Origin of the sequence: Mycobacterium sp. 050134 (assembly GCF_036409085.1) — a bacterium.
In the GTDB taxonomy this organism is placed as follows: domain Bacteria; phylum Actinomycetota; class Actinomycetes; order Mycobacteriales; family Mycobacteriaceae; genus Mycobacterium.
Genome location: NZ_JAZGLV010000029.1, coordinates 14,688 through 35,257 on the forward strand (window position 1 = coordinate 14,688; position 20,570 = coordinate 35,257).

Sequence of the window (20,570 nt, forward strand, 5' to 3'; positions counted from 1 at the left end):
GGTGACGGCACCCTCACCCGGTTCGATCGGAAGGGTTGCGGTTCCACTCCACCCACCCGACACCACGCCGGCCGTCCGCCGTGGTTACCCTGGTCCAGGCCCGCGGGAATTGACTGACCCGCCCGTCGTCGGCGGTCAGCAGCACCGGGGCGTGGCCGGCCGGGTGCAGCGTCGCGGCGATCCCGACCGGATCCAGGGTCAGCGTGGCGTCCTGCGGCAACCCACTGGCGCCGAACGCTTCCCGCGAGTCCACGGTCTGCAGCTCGGTGACGTCGCCGGCCCGCTGCGCGTAGCCGACGCTGAAGCTCGGGGTGCCGGGGATCCGGATGTTCACGCCGTGCAGGTGGGTGCCGTCGTCGAGGTGCAGCGCGCTCCAGATCCAGTCCATGCTCCACCAGTCGCGGACGCCCCAGGAGTGGTCGCGCTGCCCCGGTACGGCGGCGATCTCGTAACGGGCGTCGCCGATGGTGACAGCGCCCGACACGGTGCATGGGATCTCGTATCGAGTCGTCAACCGGTATTTGTACGGCGCGCCGTCGGTGGTCCACACCAAATTCATCGCCATCTCGATCGGCGCGCCGGGCTCGCCGCGCAACAAGGCGGCGGGATCCGAATACGCCTGCGCGTGTGCGCGCACGTCGACGCGGTAGGCCCGCAGCGGGGCGCTCGCGGAGTGCTCGATGTCGAAGGTGTCGGCGTGCACCGCCCACGGATCGTCGGGCAGCGGGACCTGCGCGTCGACGGCGATGGTCGGCAGGTCCGGACCGCACAGGAGCGCATGGATCAGTGCCTTGCGCTGGTTGGCGATCAGCCCGATGCGAAACCAGCCACCCAATCCCTGTGCGGCGTCGGCAAAGTCGGCGTACCAGCTCTCGCTCCACAGCGGTTCGGTCGTCGGGGTGTGGGCGAGTTCGTCGTCCTCGGAGGGCCGCAACGGCTCGGGCGCGACCGCCGCGGGCAGCGTCGCCAGCGCGTCGGTGTCGAGCACATGGTCGCAGTGCCGTTGCAGCATCGTCATGAACATCCGGTCGCCACGCTCGGTGCGTTCGACGAGAATGGACGAGACGATCGCCATCATCACGCCGAAAAAGCTTTGCCTGCGAACGCCTTCGGCGACATCGGCCAGGCTCAGCGTCGCCCCCGGCCCCAACGCTTCGTGATAGGCCCGCAGCAGGGCGTCGTAGTGGAGTCGACGGTCCGGGGTGGGTAGCGCGCTGCCCAGGAAGTACGACAGGTCGGTCAGCGCCGGTCCCCACGACACGGTCTGCCAGTCGACCACCGTCAGCGGGCGGTCGGCCCCGGCGGCGCCGAACAGCATGTTGTCCAGCCGGTAGTCGCCGTGGACCAGGCCCCGGACCCGGCCGGGTGCGGCCTCCTGCGCCAGGTAGCCGTCGAAGGAGGCCAGCAGGCGTTCGCACACCACCCGGTGCTCCGGGGCGATCTGGTCGCCGTAGCGGTCGATGAACCCGGCGTACAGCGGGGCGATCATCGCTTGGCTGAGCGGTGAATCCCGGTTGAGCCAGGCCGCGCCCGCCAGCATCGCGTCGCCGAGCAGCGGACCTTGCAGCCGGCCCAGCTCGACGACGGCGAGATGGGCTTGTTCGGCTGTGGCGCCGGCGATTTCGTCACCCCCGACCGCCGGGCCGGCATCACCGAGCAGCAGGTCGAATGCTCCCGTCGAGATGTCCACCGCCGCGTGATAGCAGGGCGCGATCGGCCCGCCGAGGCGCGGCGCGACGTCGCTGTAGAAGCGGACCTCGCGCTCGTACAAGCCCAGGGCGAGCCCGGTCTGCCGGCTCACGGGGTCGGTGGCGGCCACCTTGAGCACCACCGATTCCGGGCGCCCTTCCCCCGCGTCGGCGTAGGTGAGCCGAATGCGGTAACACTCGCTCATCTGTCCGGTCCCGATGCGTTCGACAGCGAAATCGGCGACGGGTCCCACCCCGATCGCCGCGGTCAGCCACGAGGCGGTGAGGTCGGCGGGGCGTTCGATGACGTGCTCGGTGTCGGCAGGCATGAAGGCATCGTGCCAGGTCACTGCGCCAAGGAGAAGCCGTCCCAGGCGATTCGGCGGTGCGGATGCGGGTCGAACTCGACGCGGCACTTGCGGTCGAACACCATAACGGCGCGGTCGGAGACGGTGTAGGCGGGCCAGTCCTCGCCCGGGACGCCGGAATGGCTGAAGGACCGCCATCGGCGTTGCACCTGGTTACTGACCTTCAAGGCGGCGCGCCGGTCGGCGGCAGCCGTCAGCAACGCACCGAACCGGGTGCGATAGACGTCAAAGACCGCGAGCAACTCGGTGGCATGGGTGGCACCCAGGCCCGACCAGCGCAGCGTTCGCGGGGCGTAGTCGTACCGATAGAGGTAGGTGGGGGCGTGAGTGCCGTGGGCCTCGGCGATCTGCCATGCGGCCGAGCTGAACGCGAAGTCGCCGCCGAGCTGGATGCACGCCGACGGCGCGGGGTAATCCGGGTAGGCGGCCGTGATGCGATCCCGGGCCGCCGGGTCGGTGTCGGCCAACAGCTCCTCAATCATGGCCTGATTGGTCGGCAGCATCTTGAGGAACCGGGTGAACAGCCGGCCCTCCTCGGCGTTGGTGCCCACGATCAGCGGCACCCGGTGCGCGCGGCCCGTGCGCATGGCCTCCACGGGGTCGACGGGGACGACGTCGTCACCGAACACCGGGCCGATCGGGAAGGCGCCCAGCCTGTTCTCCATGCCCTGGTCGATGAGGCGATGCTGCGTCTCCACCAACCGCTCGGGGCAGGCTTGCATCAGCGCCTGGGCGGCATCCCGGCCGCCGGCGCCCAGCAGGTGCGCAAAACGGTCCGCAAACTCGCCCGCGGTCTCGCGCGAGCGGACCATGCCCGACGCGGGACTTTCCGAGATCGCCCGCGCGAAGAGCCCCTCGGCGGCGGGCACCGCCAGCAGGGTGGCCGTGATGTGGGCTCCCGCGCTCTCCCCGAAGATGGCGACTCGGCTTGGGTCACCGCCGAATTCGGCGATGTTGTCGCGCACCCACTGCAGCGCCATGACGAGGTCGCGCAGGTAGAGGTTGCTGTCGATGGGGTGTTCCGCTGTGGACAGCGACGACAGGTCCAGGCACCCCAGCGCTCCCAGCCGGTAATTCACCGACACGTACACACAGCCGCGGCGGGCCAGTGCGGCGCCGTCGTAAAGCGGCGTTGCCGAGCTGCCCAGGATGTATCCGCCGCCATGGATGAAGACCATGACCGGCAGCGGTTCGCCGCTCGGGCGCTCCGGGGTGACGACGTTGAGGGTCAGGCAATCTTCGCCCATCGGTTGGTAGCGGCCGACGCGGAGCATGGTGTAGCGGCGCTGCTGGGGCGCGCAATTGCCGAAGCCGTGGCAGTGCCGCACCCCCGACCAGGGCAATGCGGGCTCCGGCGCCCGGAAGCGCAGGCGCCCCACCGGCGGCCGGGCGTAGGGGATGGAACGCCAGCGGTTGACGCCGTCGCGGGTGAAGCCTTCGACTGTTCCGGTGGTCGTGCGGGCGCGGACGGTGCGCTCATGCATATTCCGACGGTAGCCGACATCAGCGGCGCGACGCGCGCGCAAGGCCGCCTCGGGTCGCCACCATCAGGCCCCCCCAACTCGGCCGCTAGCCTGACGGGATGCGGATCGCCGTATTCTTGGCAGCGCCGTTGCTGGTTGTGGGCTGCTCACACCCGGCCGGCGGACCGTCCGGGCGGACGACGCCGTCCGGGAACCCTCCGGCGACGACAACCGCGCCCTCCACGAGCAGGCCCGCCCCGCCGTCCGCCGCGCCCGCGGCCGGTGCCGCCATGTCCGACGTCATCGCCTGGATCGAGGCCGGCCATCCCGCTGATCCGGGTCGCTACCACAGCGCGACGCGCGACGGCGTCGCCACGCCACTGGGCGACGACGTCGCCTTCACGGCGAAGGCCGCGCAGGCCTCCTGCACGACGGATGCCAAACACGCCGGCGGCGCGCTGCTCTGCCTGGTACGGCTGACCAGCCCCCCGCCGCGGCCCGAGACCGCCTACGGCGACTGGCAGGGCGGCTGGGTCGCCTTCGATGGGACGACCCTGCAGGTCGGCGCCTCGCGCGGGGACCCCGGGCCGTTCGTCAACGGCGACGGGCCCGAATTGGCGAACGGGGACACGCTGTCCTTCGGCGACTACCGGTGCCGCGCCGGCGATGCGGGCCTGTTCTGTGTCAACTACGCCCACCAGTCGGCGGCCCGATTCACCCCCGCTGGCGTCCAGCCGTTCGGTTGCCTGCGGTCGGTGCCGCCGCCCGACGGCGTCGGGATCGCGTACGGCTGCTGAGCGATCCGGATTTGCTGTACGCGCGGGTGCGGGCGTGCGACGATTTGCCGATGGAGGCCGACGACCCCGCGAAGCGCATCGCCGAGCTGGAGCGACAGCTGGCTCAGCAGCGGCGCATCGCCGAGTTGGAGCGCGAGATAGCCGAGGCCGGGGCGGCCGCCGGCCAAGGTAGCCGGGGCGGCCCGCGGCCTGGGGTCAGGCTCACCGGGGCCAACCGCATCGGGGCGATCCTCGGGATCCTCGGCGTCTGCGTCGGCAGCGGTGCCGCGATCACCGCGATGGTCCCCTCAAGCGCGCTGTGGATGAGCCCCCTGGTGTGCAGCGGCCCCTACCACCTCACGTACAACACCTGGAGCTACAGCTACCGACCCGGCCAGTCGGGGACGAGCGTGAGTTTCCAATGCGTCGGCGATTCGGACTGGTACAACCCGAGCTGGCTGGCTATCGACGCGCTGCAGTCGGCGATGGCAACCCTGATCATCGGTGGCGCGATAGTCGTCGGCCGCATGCTCTGGGTTCGGCTCCGGCAGTAAGCCGTCTCCGCTTGTGCGCCGAGGTTGCCGCAGTGGTCGCGCTGCGCCGCGAAGCCCGACCATTGCGGCAATTTCGGCGGTTTGCAACCGCCGGGCCTACCCCCGCAACGGCTGAACGGCGACACGGCCGCCGAACGCCGACTTTTCACCAAATGACGGGCAACTCCTTCATGCCGTAGATCCCGGATTCGTTCTTGAATCTCAGTTCGTCGGGGGCCGCGGCCAGGAGGCCGGCAGCGTGCGTCCCGACCTGGTCGCCGACGACATGGCCCGCCTCGTCCCCATGCTGTACAGCGTGCTGTCGACGATGGACCCCGACGGCGACGGGTGGAAACGCTACGTCACCCTCGTCCTCGACGCCATCTCGACCGGCGAGCGGCGCCCACTGCCCCCGGCGGCGGAATTTCGCTACTCGTCCGGGCCCCACAGCTGGCCCCTATGAGCCCGACCCGTCAGGTTTTTCGCACGCGCCGGCCTCAGGACGCCGGTTCGAGCACGCGGATCTCCCCCGTGCTGCCGTCGACCTCGACCAGGGCGCCGGCCGGCAGCCGCCGCGTGGCGCCCTGGGCGTCCACCACGCAGGGGAACCCGAACTCACGGGCCACCACCGCTGCGTGTGACATCGGGCCGCCGAGCTCGGTGACCACCGCCGCGGCGTAACAGAACGCGGCCGTGTAGCCGACGTCGGTGACCTCCGCGACGAGGATCTCGCCGGGTTGCAGGTCGTCGATGGTCTCCGGCCGCACGATACGCACCCGGCCACGCACCCGTCCCCCGCAGACGCCAACCCCGCGCAGGGTGTCGCCGCTGGCCAGCGCCGGCGTCGACGCGAGAGAGGGCTCCCAGCTGCCGCTGAACACCGTCGGCGGGACGACGCCGGCCAGCCGGCGCTGTTCGGCGCGCCGCCGCGCCACCAGCGCCGCCACGTCCGGCGGCGGCGTGTCCAGCTCGTCGACCAAGAGGAAGAAGACGTCCTCGGGGGCGCCGAAGGTGCCGGCGGCGACCAGCCGGCGGCCGTATTCGCGCAGCAGGGCGCGCAGCACCCAGTTCGACCGGACCATCTTGTCGCGGCGCACCTCGCGGTCGCGCAGCTGTCGTGCGGCCAGAAACGCGACGGGCTTGGCGCGCAAGGGGATACGCGTGTGCCGAGGTTGCGCAGCGCGCGGCGCGCTCATCGCCCGCGTCACCATCCGGATCAGCAGCTCCGGGTCGTCAGCGTAACTGGTGGAGAGCATCTCGAGTTCGGCCGGCCCACGGTGCCCGATCAGCGCTAGCTCGTCGAGCACCGCGGCGTGGAACTCCGGGGCGTCGGCCGCCAGCCGGTCGAGGTGGTGTCCGGGTTCGGCCAGCAGCCGGCTCACTTTCGGGTCGCGTTGCGCCGCGGCCACCAGCCGCTGCACCGCCTCCACTGACCGCGCGCTGACGAGTTCGGGCCCGGCCGGCGGCGCGGTGTCCTTGCCGCACAGGCCCCTCAGCAACACGTTGAACGCGGCGCACAGCATGAAAGATCCCGAGGATAGCACCCAGCTGTGCACGACGTGGTCGCGCGCCAACAGGATGAGGCTGACCAGCCGGCGCTCGTCGAGCCGGGTGAGGTCACCGCAGGCGAGCCGCTCCAGCCGATCGACGTCGGCCACGAAGTCGTGGGTATCCGCGGCCGAACCGGCGCTCAGCCCAACCAGATTCACGCCGAAGACGCCGATGTTGCGGACGGTGCGCAGTCGCTTGCGCAGGCGGCCGGACTCGGACGGCGGACGCTCGTCCCCGAAGATCGGCAGCGATGCCATGCTGGGTCCGAAGAATCCGCTGTTGCTGACGATGGTCGCGGGCTTGGCGAAGGGCACGGTCTCGGCCATGAAGTGCGCGGAGGTGATGGCGCCGTAGAGCCGGTGGGCGAACACCGCGACGGTGCGCATCGCGATCTCGCGCTGGATGATTCCCCCCGGGCGTAGCCGCTCGGCGATGCCGACGCCGCCGGCGCGCACGCCGCGCACGGTGACGGAGGCGGAGGACGGCGAGAACGGGCCCGGCAGCGCCTCCGACAGGTTGGTCGCCAGGTAGGTCGGGAACCGCGGATCGATCGGGGTGTCGAACTCGCCGTTGAGACCCTCGGGACCGGCCAGTCGGGGCAGCACCCCATCCTCGGCGGGTGCGTCGACGGCGGGCAGGTCCTGGATGGTGGCCAGCCGCCAGGGCAGCGAGACGACCCGCCCGCCCAACGTGACCCGGCCGCGCACCGCCAGCGCCAGGTCCTCCACGCACTCGTCGGCGGTCCACGCCGGTGTGAATTCCCACTTGTCGCCCAGCAGCGTGGTGTCCATCGGCGGGGCGGCGCGCAGCAGGTCCAGCTCCGCCGAGGCCCGCCCGCGTGCCAGCGCTGCGAACGGTCCGGCCAGCGGAATGATCGGGCGGCCGAGCGCGGCGGCGATCCCGCGGAACGTCGTCGCGCCCGGGGCGGCGAGATTGACCGTGGTGGTTGGTATTCGGCGGTCCAGGACGGCGCGCTGCAACAGCCGCAGCGCGTCGTCCAGATGAACCAGCTGCAGCCGCCGATCCACTGGTCCGCCGGGGAACGCCGCCATGGCAAGGATCCGGAGCACCCAGTTGTCGACGCCGCGGCCGACCACCGGCGCGCAGCGGATCGAGATCGAGTCGACATCCGCGGCGGCCAGCAGCTGCTCGACTCGGGCCTTCAGGATGCCGTCCGGGGATGTGGGGGCGACCGCGTCGCGCTCGGTCCCGGCCGCACCTCCCCCGTCGTAGACGTGCGCCGACGATGGGAAGACGATGCGCCCGGTGCCGGAATCGGCCATGGCCGCAAGCACGTTCAGCGTGCCGTCGATGTTGACCTGGTGGCTGACCCGATCGTCCGAACCGGGACTCTTCGCCCATGCGCAGTGCACGACGGCGTCGGCGCCCGCGACGCAGCGCTTGACCGCCGCCGCATCGCGGATGTCCGCCGCGACGAATCCGGCGGCGCTAGACCAGCTGTCGGGCCGGCGCCGGGCTAACCCGACCACCTCGTGGCCCTGACTGAGCAGGCGGGCGGCAAGCCCGCGGCCGAGCACACCACCGGCCCCGGTGATGGCGATTCTCACTGAGGGCGCTCACTCATCGGATCACTCGTCATCGTCCATCAGCGCGGCGTTAACCAGGTCGTCGAGATCCATGTCGGCGATGTCCTTCTGGGGGCTCGCCGCGGCGGGCGCGTGGCCATTCCCACCGCCATTCCCACCGCCGTTGCCGTTACCACTCCCGTTGCCGCCGCCATCCGACTCGGCGGCCAGCGCGAGCAACAGCTCCAGCACCCCGGCCTGACGCAAGCGCTTGATCGGGATCGATCCCACGACGCGCTGGATGTCCGCGTCTCCGGGCGCGACGGCGGCCGGGGCGACCTGCTCCACGGCCCCGACCAGTTCGGAGTACATGTATCCGGCCAGCGCGGCGGAGTTCGGGTAGTCGAAGATGAGCGTCGGCGAAAGCGGCAGTCCCGTAGCGGATTTCAGCCTGTTGCGCATCTCGACCGCGGTCAGCGAATCGAACCCGAGCTCCTGGAACGCCCGGTCCGGATCGATGGACTCCGGACTCGCGCTGCCCAGCACGGTGGCGATGTTGGAGCGGACCAGGTCCAGCAGGATAGCCCGCTGCTCGTCCTCGGGCAGGCCCTCGAGGCGTTGCAGCAGCGCCGATTTCGACTTGGCGGCGGCCAGCGTGTCGTCGACCTGGCGCCGCGTGGGCGCGTTGATCAGGTCGACGAACATCGGCGGCAACGTGCCCCCGTCGAACTTGACCCGCAGCGCCGCGAAGTCGATGTGTGCGGGCAGCAGGAACGGCTCGCCGACGATCATTGCCGTGTCCAGCAGTTGGAGCGCCTCCTCCGACGACATCGCGACGATGCCGTCGCGGGCGAACCGCGCGAAGTCGACGGTCGCCAGGCCGCCCGTCATGGCGCTGGCCTGGTTCCACAAACCCCAGCCCAGCGTCAGCGCCGGCAATCCCTGCGCCTGCCGGTGCACGGCCAGCGCGTCGAGGAACGAGTTCGCCGCCGCATAGTTGCCCTGCCCCGACGAACCCACCAGTCCGGCCATCGAGGAGAACATCACGAACGCCGACAGGTCGAGGTCGCGGGTCAACTCGTGCAGGTTCCACGCGGCGTCCACCTTGGCCCGCAGCGCCACAGCCATCCGCTCCGGCGACAGGGACGTCACCACCGCGTCGTCGAGTGCCCCGGCGGTATGGATCACGGCCGAAAGGGGATGCTGCACACCGATGTCGGCGATCACCTTGGCCAGGGCCTCCCGGTCGGCGGCGTCGCACGCCACCGCCTGGACCCGGGCGCCGGCCGCGCTGAGCTCGGCCACCAGCTCGGCCGCCCCGGGCGCTTCCGGACCGCTGCGGCTGACCAGGACGAGGTTGCGCACGCCGTGGTGAGTCACCATGTGCCGCGCCAGGGCGGAGCCCGCCATGCCGGTGCCGCCGGTGATGAGTACGGTGCCGTCCGCCCACGCGTCCGGCATCGTCATGACGACCTTGCCGACGTGGCGGGCCTGGCCCAGGTACCGCAGCGCCGCCGGCGCGCGGCGGATGTCAAACGTCGTCACGGGCAAGGGCCGCAGCACGTCGTCGGCGAAGAGGGCGGCGAGCTCGGCGAGCATCTGCCGGATGCGGTCCGGCCCGGCCTCGAACAGGTCGAAGGCGCGGTATCGCACGCCGGGATGCTCCCGTGCGACCGCCTCGGCGTCGCGGATGTCCGTCTTGCCCATCTCGAGGAACACCCCACCGGGGGCGACGAGCCGCAGGGACGCGTCCACGAAGTCACCCGCCAAAGAGTCCAGCACGACATCCATGCCGCGGCCCCCGGTGATCGCACGGAACTTGTCCTCGAAGTCGAGGCTGCGCGAGTCCGCTATGTGATCCTCGTCGAAACCCATGGCGCGCAACGTGTCCCACTTGCCGCGGCTCGCCGTCGCGAACACCTCGAGCCCCCAATGCCGGGCCAGTTGCACGGCGGCCATGCCGACGCCGCCGGCGGCGGCATGGATCAGGATGCGCTGCGCCGGCCGCACCCCAGCCAGGTCGCGCAGCGCGTAGAAGGCGGTCGCGAACACCACCGACGTGGTGGCCGCGGCGGTGTGTGACCACCCGGCCGGGACCTTGACCAGGAGCCGTTCGTCGGTCACCGCGAGCGTTCCGGTGCCGTCCGGGAACAGCCCCATGACCCGGTCACCGACGGCGAAATCGCTTTCCGGCGAGGCGATCTCGACGATGACGCCGGACGCCTCGACGCCCATGATCGCGTCCGGGTCGGGGTAGAGACCCAGCGCGATCATCACGTCGCGGAAGTTGGCGGCGATGGCCGACGTGGCGACCCGGACATGCCCGGGCGCCAGCGGCGCGTCGGCGTCGGGAATGCGCTCGAGCCGCAGGTTCTCGAAGGTGCCGTGGCTGCTCATGCCGAGGCGCCACGCGCCCTCGCCGGGCGGAACCAGGAGGCCGTTCGCCCCTCGGCTGCCGTGCACCCGCGCGGTGTGGACCGTTCCACCGCGCAGCAGCGCCTGCGGTTCGCCGACCGCCAGCACCGCGGCAACCGCGTCCACGTCGAGGGGCGCGTCGCTGTCCACCAGCACGACCCGTCCCGGGTGTTCGGTCTGCGCCGACCGCACCAATCCCCAGACCGCCGCGCCGGCCAGGTCGGTGACGTCTTCGCCGGGCAGCGTGACCGCGCCGCGGGTGGACACCACCAGCGTTCCCGCCCGGTCGTCGGCCAACCACGCCTGCAGGACCGACAAAACCGCGCGGGTGGCCGCGTACACGTCGGTGACGACGTCGCCGCGCGCCGGCGCCGATTCGAACAGGTATGCGCGCGGGCCGGCCTCGGCTCGATCGAACTCGGCGTCCAAACCGGCCGCTTCCCAACGGGTCACCGCCACCGGCGAAACGGCGGCCGACGGCTGCGCCGACCAGACCACCTCGAAGAGCCGGTCGGGGCCGGAATTCGAGACCGCGGCCAGCAGCTGCTGGTCGCTCACCGGCCGCGCCACCATCGACGCCACCGACAGCACGGGCAGCCCCAGGCCGTCCGCCAACTCGATCGACACCGACGAGCGTCCCGTCGGCGCGATCCGGGCTCGCACCGCGGAGGCGCCAGCGGCGTGCAGGGACACCCGCTGCCACGAGAAGGGCACCAAGATGGAGCCTTCGGCGAATTCGCCGCTCCCGGCCGACAGGATCACCGCGTGCAGCGCCGCATCCAGCATCGCCGGGTGAACACCGAACCCGGCGACCGACACCCCGGCATCGGCGGGCAGCGCGACCTCGGCGAATACCTCGTCTCCCCGGCGCCACATCGACGTCAGGCCCTGGAAGGCGGCGCCATACGCGTAGCCGCGTTCGGCCAATCGCTCGTACCCGTCGCCGATGTCGACCGGGACGGCGCCCACTGGGGGCCATGCCGAAAGATCCGCCGCGGGCTCGACCGAGCCGGGGCTCAGCACGCCCTCGGCGTGCAGCACCCACCCGGAACCGGTCTCGGCATGCGAAAACACCGACACCGCGCGCGAACCCGACTCCTCAGCTCCGCCGACGACGACCTGAACGGCGACCGATCCCCCGGCCGGCAGCGCCAGCGGCGCCGCGAGGTTCAACTCCTCGACGACCCCGCAGCCCACCTCGTCGCCGGCGCGGATCGCCAATTCGACGAAGCCCGCCCCGGGGAATAGCACGACGCCGCCCACGGCGTGGTCGTTCAGCCAGCCCTGCACGCCCGGCGACAGGCGGCCCGTCAGCACCACGCCACCGGTCGCCGGCAGCTCCACCACCGCGCCCAGCAACGCGTGCTCGCCCGCGGCCAGCCCGAGGCCGGCGGCATCGGCCGCGGCGCCGTCGCTGGACAGCCAGAACCGCCGCCGCTCAAAGGCATACGTGGGCAGCTCGACGAAGTTGGCCGCACCGATCGCGGCGCGCCAGTCCACGTCCATGCCGGTGACGAAGCCCCGGGCGACCGCCTCGGTCAGCGTCGAAGGCTCGGGGCGGTCCTTGCGCAGCGCGGACATCGCGATCACCGGAGTGTCGGGCAACAATTCCTCGATCGAGGCCGTCAGCCCGCTGCTGGGACCCACCTCGAAGAACCGGTACGCGCCCGCGCCGTGCGCGAAGCGGATGCTGTCGGCGAACCGCACCGCCTCGCGGATGTGACGCTTCCAGTAGCCCACCGACGCGAAGTCGTCCCCGGCCAGCTGCCCCGTCACGTTCGACACGATCGGGATTCGGGGCGGCGCGACGGCGAGACCGGCGGCCACGGCGGCGAATTCGTCGATCATCGGTTCCATCAACGGCGAGTGGAACGCGTGGGAGACCGCCAGCCGGTGCACGCGGCGGCCGTCGGCGCGCAGTCGTTCCGCGATGGCGGTCACGTCGTCGGCGGCGCCCGAGATCACCACGGACGCCGGCCCGTTGATCGCCGCGATGCCGAGGTTTGGGGAGGCGCCCAGCAGCGGCCGGACCTCCTCCTCGGTGGCCTGCACCGCCACCATGGCCCCGCCCGGCGGCAGCGCCTGCATGAACCGACCGCGGGCCGCCACCAAAACCGCCGCGTTCTCGAGCGACAGGACCCCGGCGACGTGGGCGGCGGACAGCTCGCCCACGGAGTGACCCAACACGTAATCGGGGCGGACGCCCCAAGACTCGAGCAACCGGAACAACGCCACTTCCACCGCGAACAGCGCGGGCTGGGCGAACTCCGTGGTGTTGAGCAGGTCTTCGTCGTGGCCCCATATCACCTCGCGCAACGGGCGCAGCAGGTGCCGATCGAGTTCGCCGACCACGGTGTTGAACGCCTCGGCGAACACGGGGTACGCGGCGTGCAGTCCCATGCCCATGCCCAGTGTCTGGGAGCCCTGGCCGGGGAAGACGAAGACGGTCTTGCCCGCCGGGGTGGCGGTGCCGCGGATCACCGAAACCGGCGTGTCGGCGGCCAACTCATCCAACCCCGCCAGCAACCGGTCCCGATCACCACCGACCACCACCGCCCGATGCTCGAACGCCGACCGACCCGCCAACGACCACCCCACATCGGCCGCAGCAAGCTCACCATGGCCGCGCACATACTCGGCCAACCGCGACGCCTGAGCCGCCAACGCCGACGCCGACTTCGCCGACACCACCCACGGCACCACCGCCGGCCCCGAAACCATTTCGGGCCGCGGCGATTCCGGCGCCGCCTCCACGATCACATGCGCATTGGTGCCACTGATCCCAAACGACGACACCCCCGCACGGCGCACACGACCATTCGCCGGCCAGGCCCGCGCCTCGGTCAACAACGACACCGCACCCGCCGACCAATCCACATGCGGGCTCGGCTCATCGACATGCAACGTGGCCGGCAACGTTTCGTGGCGCATCGCCAACACCATCTTGATGATCCCGGCCACCCCCGCCGCCGACTGCGTGTGACCCATGTTCGACTTGATCGACCCCAACCACAGCGGCTCGCTGCGGCCTTGCCCGTAGGTGGCCAACAACGCCTGCGCCTCAATCGGATCACCCAGCGTGGTCCCCGTGCCATGCCCCTCGACCACATCCACATCGGCAGTCGTGAGCCCCGCATTAGCCAACGCCGCCCGCACCACCCGCTGCTGCGACGGACCATTCGGCGCGGTCAACCCGTTCGACGCACCATCCTGATTGACCGCCGTGCCCCGCACCACCGCCAACACCGGATGACCCAACCGCTGCGCATCCGACAACCGCTCCACCACTAGCATGCCGCCGCCCTCGGAGAACCCGGTGCCGTCGGCGGCCCCGGCGAAGGCCTTGCAGCGGCCGTCCGGCGAAAGTCCGCGCCAGCGGCTAAATTCCACGAAGATGTCGGGCGTGGCGTTGACGGTGACGCCACCGGCAAGCGCCAGGTCACACTCACCGGACCGCAGCGACTGCACCGCCATGTGCAACGCCACCAACGACGACGAACACGCCGTGTCCACCGAAACCGCCGGCCCCTCCAACCCCAACACATACGACACCCGGCCCGACGCCACGCTGGATAGCTGGCCGGTCAGGCGGAAGCCCTCCACCGGTTCGGCGGCGAACATGCCGTAACCCTGTGTCATCACCCCGGCGAAGACGCCGGTGGCGCTGCCCCGCAGCCCCGTCGGGTCAATTCCTGCCCGCTCCAACGCCTCCCACGACAACTCCAGGAACATCCGCTGCTGGGGATCCATCGCCAGCGCCTCGCTGGGGCCGATGCCGAAGAAGCCGGGGTCGAAGTCGGCCACCCCGTCAACGAAACCGCCGGTGCGGGTGTAGCAGCCGCCCGGGGCGTCCGGGTCGGGATTGAACAGCCCGGCCAGGTCCCACCCGCGGTCGGCCGGGAACTCCGAGAGCACGTCGCGGCCCTCGACGAGGACGGTCCACAGGTCGTCGGGCGAATTCACCCCGCCGGGGTACCGGCACGACATGCCGACGATGGCGATCGGCTCGTCGACCGCGGCCCGGACGGCGGGGACGTGCTTGACTTCCTGTGGCACGCCGGCGAGTTCGGCGCGCATGTACCGTGCGAGCGCGCCCGGCGTCGGGTAGTCGAAGATCAGCGTCGGCGACAGCGACAGGCCGGTCGCGGTCTTGAGCCGGTTGCGCATCTCGACGGCGGTCAGCGAGTCGAACCCCAGCTCCTGGAACGCCTTGTCGGGATCGATGGCCCCGGGGTCGACGTTGCCGAGGACGGTCGCGATGTGGGACCGCACCAGGTCCAGTAGAACGGCGTGCTGCTCGGCCTCCGGCAACCCGTGCAACCGCTGGGCCAGGGCCGATTTCGACTTGGCCGCGACCAGCGAATCGTCGACCTGGCGACGGGCCGGGGCGTTGACCAGCTCGGCGAACATCGGCGGCACTCTCACCGCGTGGGCGCGGAGCGCGGTGAGATCGATCCGCGCGGCCGCGAGGTAGGGCTCCTCCAACATGACTGCGGCGTCGAACAATTCGAGCGCCTCGTCCGACGACAGCGCCAGCACCCCGTCGCGGCCGAGCCGCGCCCGATCGGCGGCGTCCAGCCCGCCGGTCATGGCGCTGGCCTGATCCCACAGCCCCCAGCCCAGCGATATCGCCGGGAGGCCGTTGGCCCGGCGATGCTGCGCCAACCCGTCCAGGAACGTGTTCGCCGCCGCGTAGTTGGCCTGGCCGGGCGCTCCCATCAGCCCCGCCATCGAGGAGAACATCACGAACGCGGCCACGTCGAGGTCGCGGGTGAGCTCATGCAGGTTCCACGCCGCATCGACCTTGGCTCGCAGCACCGCGTCGACACGCTCGGGCGTCAGCGACGTGACCACCGCGTCGTCGAGCACGCCGGCGGCGTGCACCACGGCCGAGAGCGGATGTCGTCCATCGATGGTGGCGATCACGTCGGCCAGCGCCTGGCGGTCGGCTGCGTCGCAGGCGACGACCCGAACCTGCGCCCCGGCGTTAGTCAACTCCGCCACCAGGTCGGCGGCCTCCGGCGCATCGGGCCCGCGCCGACTGAGCAGCAACAGGTTTCGGGCGCCATGGTGGTTCACCGCGTGGCGCGCCAGGGCCGAACCGGCCATCCCGGTGCCGCCGGTGATGAGCACGGTGCCGGCCGCCCAGGCATCCGGCATGGTCAGGACGATCTTGCCGGTGTGGCGCGCCTGGCTCAGGTACCGCAGCGCCGCGGGCGCGCGACGAACGTCGAACGTCGTCACCGGCAGTGGCCGCAGAATGCCGGCTTCGAACAACTCGGCAAGCTCGAGCATGTACTGGTGCATGCGGGGCCGCCCGGGCTCGAACAGATCGAAGGCCCTATACCGCACCCCTGGGTATTCCTGCGCCACGACACCGGGATCGCGGATGTCGGTCTTGCCCATCTCGAGGAAGACCCCGCCGGGGGCCATCAATCGCAGGGACGCGTCGACGAACTCACCGGCCAGGGAGTCCAGCACCACATCGAAGCCGCGGCCGCCGGTGACCGTGCGGAACTTCTCCTCGAATTCGAGGCTCCGCGAATCCGAGATGTGGTCCTCGTCGAAACCCATGGCGCGCAGCGTGTCCCACTTGCCGCGGCTGGCCGTGGCGAAGGCCTCCAGGCCCAGATGCCGGGCCAGCTGCACGGCGGCCATGCCGACGCCGCCGGTGCCGGCGTGGATCAAGACCCGCTGCCCCGGCTGGACCGCGGCCAGGTGGATGAACGCGTAGTAGGCGGTGGTGAAAACGGCCGAGATGGCGGCGGCCTCGGCGTACGACCAGTCGGCCGGCATAGGCAGCAGCAGCCGGACGTCACCGGCGACCAGAGTTCCGCTGCCGTCCGGGAAGAAGCCGAAAACCGAGTCACCGACGGAAAATTCGGTGACGCCGGGGCCAACCTCGACCACCACGCCGGCGCCCTCACCGCCGATCAATGCGTCGTGGGTGAACATCCCGAGGGTGATCATGATGTCGCGGAAGTTCGCGGCGATCGCGCGCATGGCCACGCGAACCTGGCCGGGCTCCAGCGGCACGCCGGCGTTGGGCACCGGCTCGAGACGCAGGTTTTCGAACGTGCCGGCGCTGCCGATCCCGAGCCGCCACGGCCCGTCGGCCGGGGGGGTCAGGACCCCGCCGGCCGGTCGGCTGGCCCGCGCCCGCGGGGTGTGAACCGTGGTGCCGCGCAGCACCGCCTGTGGCTCCCCCACCGCCAGCACCGCGGACACGGCGGAATCGTCCACGGGTGCATCGGAATCCACCAGCACGATCCGGCCGGGATGCTCGGTCTGCGCCGAGCGCACCAGCCCCCAGACCGCCGCGCCCGCGAGATCGGTGACGTCCTCCCCCGCCAGCGCCATGGCGCCGCGGGTGGCCACCACCAGCACTCCGGAATCGCGCGCCGTCAGCCAGGACTGCACGGCGGTCAGCGCCCGGCGCGTCCGGTCGTGGGCGTCCGCGACCGGGTCGGTCTGCGCTGCAAGGGATTCGAAGACTTCATACGGCTGGGAGTCGCCGGCCGCCGCCGACGAGGACGCCGGTGACCAGACCACCTCGAACAGTCGGTCCGGACCCGATGCCGACACCGCGGCGCGCAACTGCTGCTCGGTCACCGGACGGGCCGCCATCGACGACACCGAGAGCACCGGCAGCCCCAACCCGTCGGCCAGTTCGATCGACACCGAGGTGGGGCCGGTCGGCGCGATGCGCGCCCGCACCGCCGACGCGCCCGCCGCATGCAGTGACACCCCTTGCCAGGAGAACGGCAAGACGATCTCGGCCGCGCCGGGGTTGGCCATCACGACGGCGTGCAGCGCCGCGTCGAGCAGTGCCGGGTGGATGCCGAAACCGCTTGCGCCTCCGGCGGCGTCGGGCAGCTTCACCTCGGCGAAGACCTCGTCGCCGCGCACCCACAGGCCCGTCAGGCCGCGGAACGCCGGGCCGTATCCGTAACCGCCGGCCGCCAACCGCTGGTAACCGTCGGCCGCGTCGACCGCTTCCGCGCCCGCCGGCGGCCATGTGGACAGGTCCGCCGCCGGTTCGACCGATCCGGCGCTCAGCGCACCTTCGGCGTGGCACACCCACGCGGCGGGCGAATCGGTGTCGGCCCGCGAGAAGATCGAGACGCTGCGCCGCCCGCTCTCGCCGTCCGCGGGAGCGCCGACGACCACCTGCACCGCCACGGCTCCCGTGGGCGGCAGCAGGAGCGGCGCCTGCAGGGTCAGTTCGTCCACGACCGGGCAACCGACCTCGTCGCCGGCGCGGATCGCCAGCTCCACGAATCCCGCCCCGGGGAACACGGGCACGCCGGACACCGCGTGGTCGGCCAGCCAGCCCTGCGCGCTCGGCGACAACCGACCGGTCAACACCACCCCGCCGGAGGCCGGCATGTCGACCACGGCGCCCAGCAGGGGGTGCTCGCCGGCGGCCAGGCCCAGCCCCGCCGCGTCGGCACCCACGCCGTCGCCGGCGATCCAAAAGCGCCGCCGGTCAAAGGCATACGTCGGGAGCTCGACGAACCGCCCGCCGCCCAGCACGCCACGCCAATCGACGCTCACCCCGGCGACGAACGCGGTGGCGGCCGAGATCAGGAATCGGTCCAGGCCGCCCTCGTCGCGCCCGAGCGTGGGGACCACGCGCGCCTCCGCGGCGCCGCCGGTGCAGTCGTTGACGGTCTCCTCGATCCCGGCGATCAAGGCCGGGTGCGGGCTGGATTCGATGAAGGTCCGGTATCCGTGCTCGACCGCGCTGCGCACGGCCTGGTCGAGGAGCACGGTCTGGCGGAGGTTGCGGTACCAGTAGCCAGCGTCCAATGTCGTTGTGTCGACGCGGCTTCCGGTCACCGTGGAGAAGAATGCGGTCCGCGAGCCGAGCGGCTCGATGCCGGCCAGGGCCTCGGTCAGTTCGTGACGGATGGCCTCGACCTCGGCCGAGTGCGACGCGTAGTCCACGTCGATGCGACGGGTGCGCAGACCCTGGTCGGTGCAGCTGCCGATCAGCTGGTCGAGGGCGGCGACCTCGCCGGAGACCACCACCGCCGACGGGCCGTTGACGGCGGCGATCCCGAGCCGATCCCCGAACGGCGCCAACAACTCTCGCACACGATCGACACCGCAGGCGATGGAGACCATGCCGCCCGGTCCGGCCAGCGCGGTGAGCAACTTGCTGCGCAGGGTGACCACTTTTGCGGCATCCCGCAACGACAGCGCCCCGGCGACGAAGGCGGCCGCGATCTCGCCTTGCGAATGGCCGATGACGGCGTCCGGACGCACTCCCACGGACTTCCACAGCTCGGCCAGCGCCACCATCACCGCAAACAGCACCGGCTGGACCACGTCGACGCGGTCCAGGCCCGGGGCGCCGGGGGCGCCACGCAGGACGTCCGTCAGCGACCAGTCCACGAATTCGGCGAAGGCCTCCTCACACGCCCGGATTTGCTCGGCGAATGCCGGTGCCACGTCGAGCAATTCGATGCCCATGCCCAGCCATTGGGAGCCCTGGCCGGGGAAGACGAAGACGGTCTTGCCCGCCGGGGTGGCGGTGCCGCGGATCACCGAAACCGATGTGTCGGCGGCCAACTCATCCAGCCCCGCCAGCAACCGGTCCCGATCACCGCCGACCACCACCGCCCGATGCTCGAACGCCGACCGACCCGCCAACGACCACCCCACATCGGCCGCAGCAAGCCCACCATGGCTGCGCACATACTCGGCCAACCGCGACGCCTGGGACGCCAACGCCGACGCCGACTTCGCCGACACCACCCACGGCACCACCGCCGGCCCCGAACCCATTTCGGGCCGCGGCGATTCCGGCGCCGCCTCCACAATCACATGCGCATTGGTGCCACTGATCCCAAACGACGACACCCCCGCACGGCGCACACGACCGTTCGCCGGCCAGGCCCGCGCCTCGGTCAACAACGACACCGCACCCGCCGACCAATCCACATGCGGGCTCGGCTCATCGACATGCAACGTGGCCGGCAACGTTTCGTGGCGCATCGCCTGCACCATCTTGATGATCCCGGCCACCCCCGCCGCGGCCTGGGTGTGACCCATGTTCGACTTGATCGACCCCAACCACAGCGGCTCGCTGCGGCCTTGGCCGTAGGTGGCCAACAACGCCTGCGCCTCAATCGGATCGCCCAGCGTGGTCCCCGTGCCGTGCCCCTCGACCACATCCACGTCGGCGGTCGTGAGCCCCGCATTAGCCAACGCCGCCCGCACGACCCGCTGCTGCGACGGACCATTCGGCGCGGTCAACCCGTTCGACGCACCATCCTGATTGACCGCCGTGCCCCGCACCACCGCCAACACCGGATGACCCAACCGCTGCGCATCCGACAACCGCTCGACTACCAGGACAGCGCCGCCCTCGGACCAGCCGACCCCATCGGCCGCGCCGGCATACGCCTTGCAGCGGCCGTCGGGCGCCAGCCCGCGGTGGCGGCTGAATTCGACGAAGACCGTCGGCGTGGCGTTGACGGTCGCGCCGCCGGCAAGCGCCAGGTCACACTCACCGGACCGCAGCGACTGCACCGCCATGTGCAACGCCACCAACGACGACGAACACGCCGTGTCCACCGAAACCGCCGGCCCCTCCAACCCCAACACATACGACACCCGGCCCGACGCCACGCTGGAGGTCATGCCGGTCAGCCGGTACCCCTCGATCTCCTCGGCCAACATGCCGTAGCCCTGAACGATGAGCCCGGCGAAGACGCCGGTGGCGCTGCCCCGCAGCCCCGTCGGGTCAATTCCCGCCCGCTCCAACGCCTCCCACGACAACTCCAGCAGCATCCGGTGCTGGGGATCCATCGCCAGCGCCTCGCTGGGCGCGATGCCGAAGAAGCCGGGGTCGAAGTCGGCGACCCCGTCAACGAAACCGCCGGTGCGGGCGTACGACTTGTGGCGCGCGTCGGGATCAGGGTCGAACAGGCCGGCGAGGTCCCAGCCGCGGTCGGTGGGGAAATCCGACATCACGTCGCGGCCGTCGGCAACCATCTGCCAGAGGCCCTCCGGGGAGTCGACTCCGCCCGGGAAGCGGCAGGACATACCGACGATGGCGATCGGCTCGCTCGCCCGCTCCAGCAGCGCCCGATTGGTGCGCTTCAGGCGTTCCACCTGGACCAGCGCCTTGCGCAGCGCTTCGGTCGCATGCTGGAGTTGATCAACCATCAGTAACCTCGCCTAACCCTCGCCTAACTTGGCCGCCTGCTAACGCCGGGTGCGGACCTCGCCGAGTCACG

The 20,570-nt window shown here is 71.2% G+C and carries 7 protein-coding genes; 3 read left to right on the plus strand and 4 right to left on the minus strand.

Annotated features, from left to right (window positions below; genetic code table 11):
- Positions 1-13 precede the first annotated feature (13 nt).
- Positions 14-2,017: a DUF7064 domain-containing protein gene (locus tag SKC42_RS24865; protein WP_330966903.1), complete on the minus strand. Its 2,004-nt coding sequence runs from the start codon at positions 2,015-2,017 to the stop codon at positions 14-16.
- A 17-nt stretch (positions 2,018-2,034) separates the two neighbouring features.
- Positions 2,035-3,540, minus strand: coding sequence for a carboxylesterase/lipase family protein (locus SKC42_RS24870; RefSeq protein WP_330966904.1), 1,506 nt, complete (start codon positions 3,538-3,540; stop codon positions 2,035-2,037).
- Between the two features lie 98 nt (positions 3,541-3,638).
- Between SKC42_RS24870 and SKC42_RS24875 the strand changes: the two genes are divergently transcribed.
- The 3 genes from SKC42_RS24875 to SKC42_RS24885 all read left to right on the plus strand — a co-directional run bounded on the left by SKC42_RS24875 (position 3,639) and on the right by SKC42_RS24885 (position 5,291).
- Positions 3,639-4,316 carry a hypothetical protein gene (locus SKC42_RS24875; protein ID WP_330966905.1) on the plus strand — a complete coding sequence of 226 codons (678 nt, stop codon included), beginning with the start codon at positions 3,639-3,641 and terminating at the stop codon, positions 4,314-4,316.
- Positions 4,317-4,366: 50 nt separating this feature from the next.
- Positions 4,367-4,849 (plus strand): hypothetical protein, encoded by a 483-nt coding sequence (locus tag SKC42_RS24880; protein ID WP_330966906.1) that lies wholly within the window; start codon positions 4,367-4,369, stop codon positions 4,847-4,849.
- A gap of 238 nt (positions 4,850-5,087) precedes the next feature.
- The gene (locus SKC42_RS24885) at positions 5,088-5,291 is read left to right on the plus strand and encodes a hypothetical protein (protein ID WP_442932253.1); all 204 of its coding nucleotides are present in this window, start codon (positions 5,088-5,090) and stop codon (positions 5,289-5,291) included.
- 34 nt (positions 5,292-5,325) lie between these two features.
- Here the strand turns inward: SKC42_RS24885 and SKC42_RS24890 are convergent, their stop codons facing one another.
- Complete coding sequence (locus SKC42_RS24890) at positions 5,326-7,947, minus strand: sugar epimerase family protein (protein WP_330966907.1); 2,622 nt, start codon at positions 7,945-7,947, stop codon at positions 5,326-5,328.
- Between the two features lie 21 nt (positions 7,948-7,968).
- Positions 7,969-20,499, minus strand: coding sequence for a type I polyketide synthase (locus SKC42_RS24895; RefSeq protein WP_330966908.1), 12,531 nt, complete (start codon positions 20,497-20,499; stop codon positions 7,969-7,971).
- Positions 20,500-20,570 lie beyond the last annotated feature (71 nt).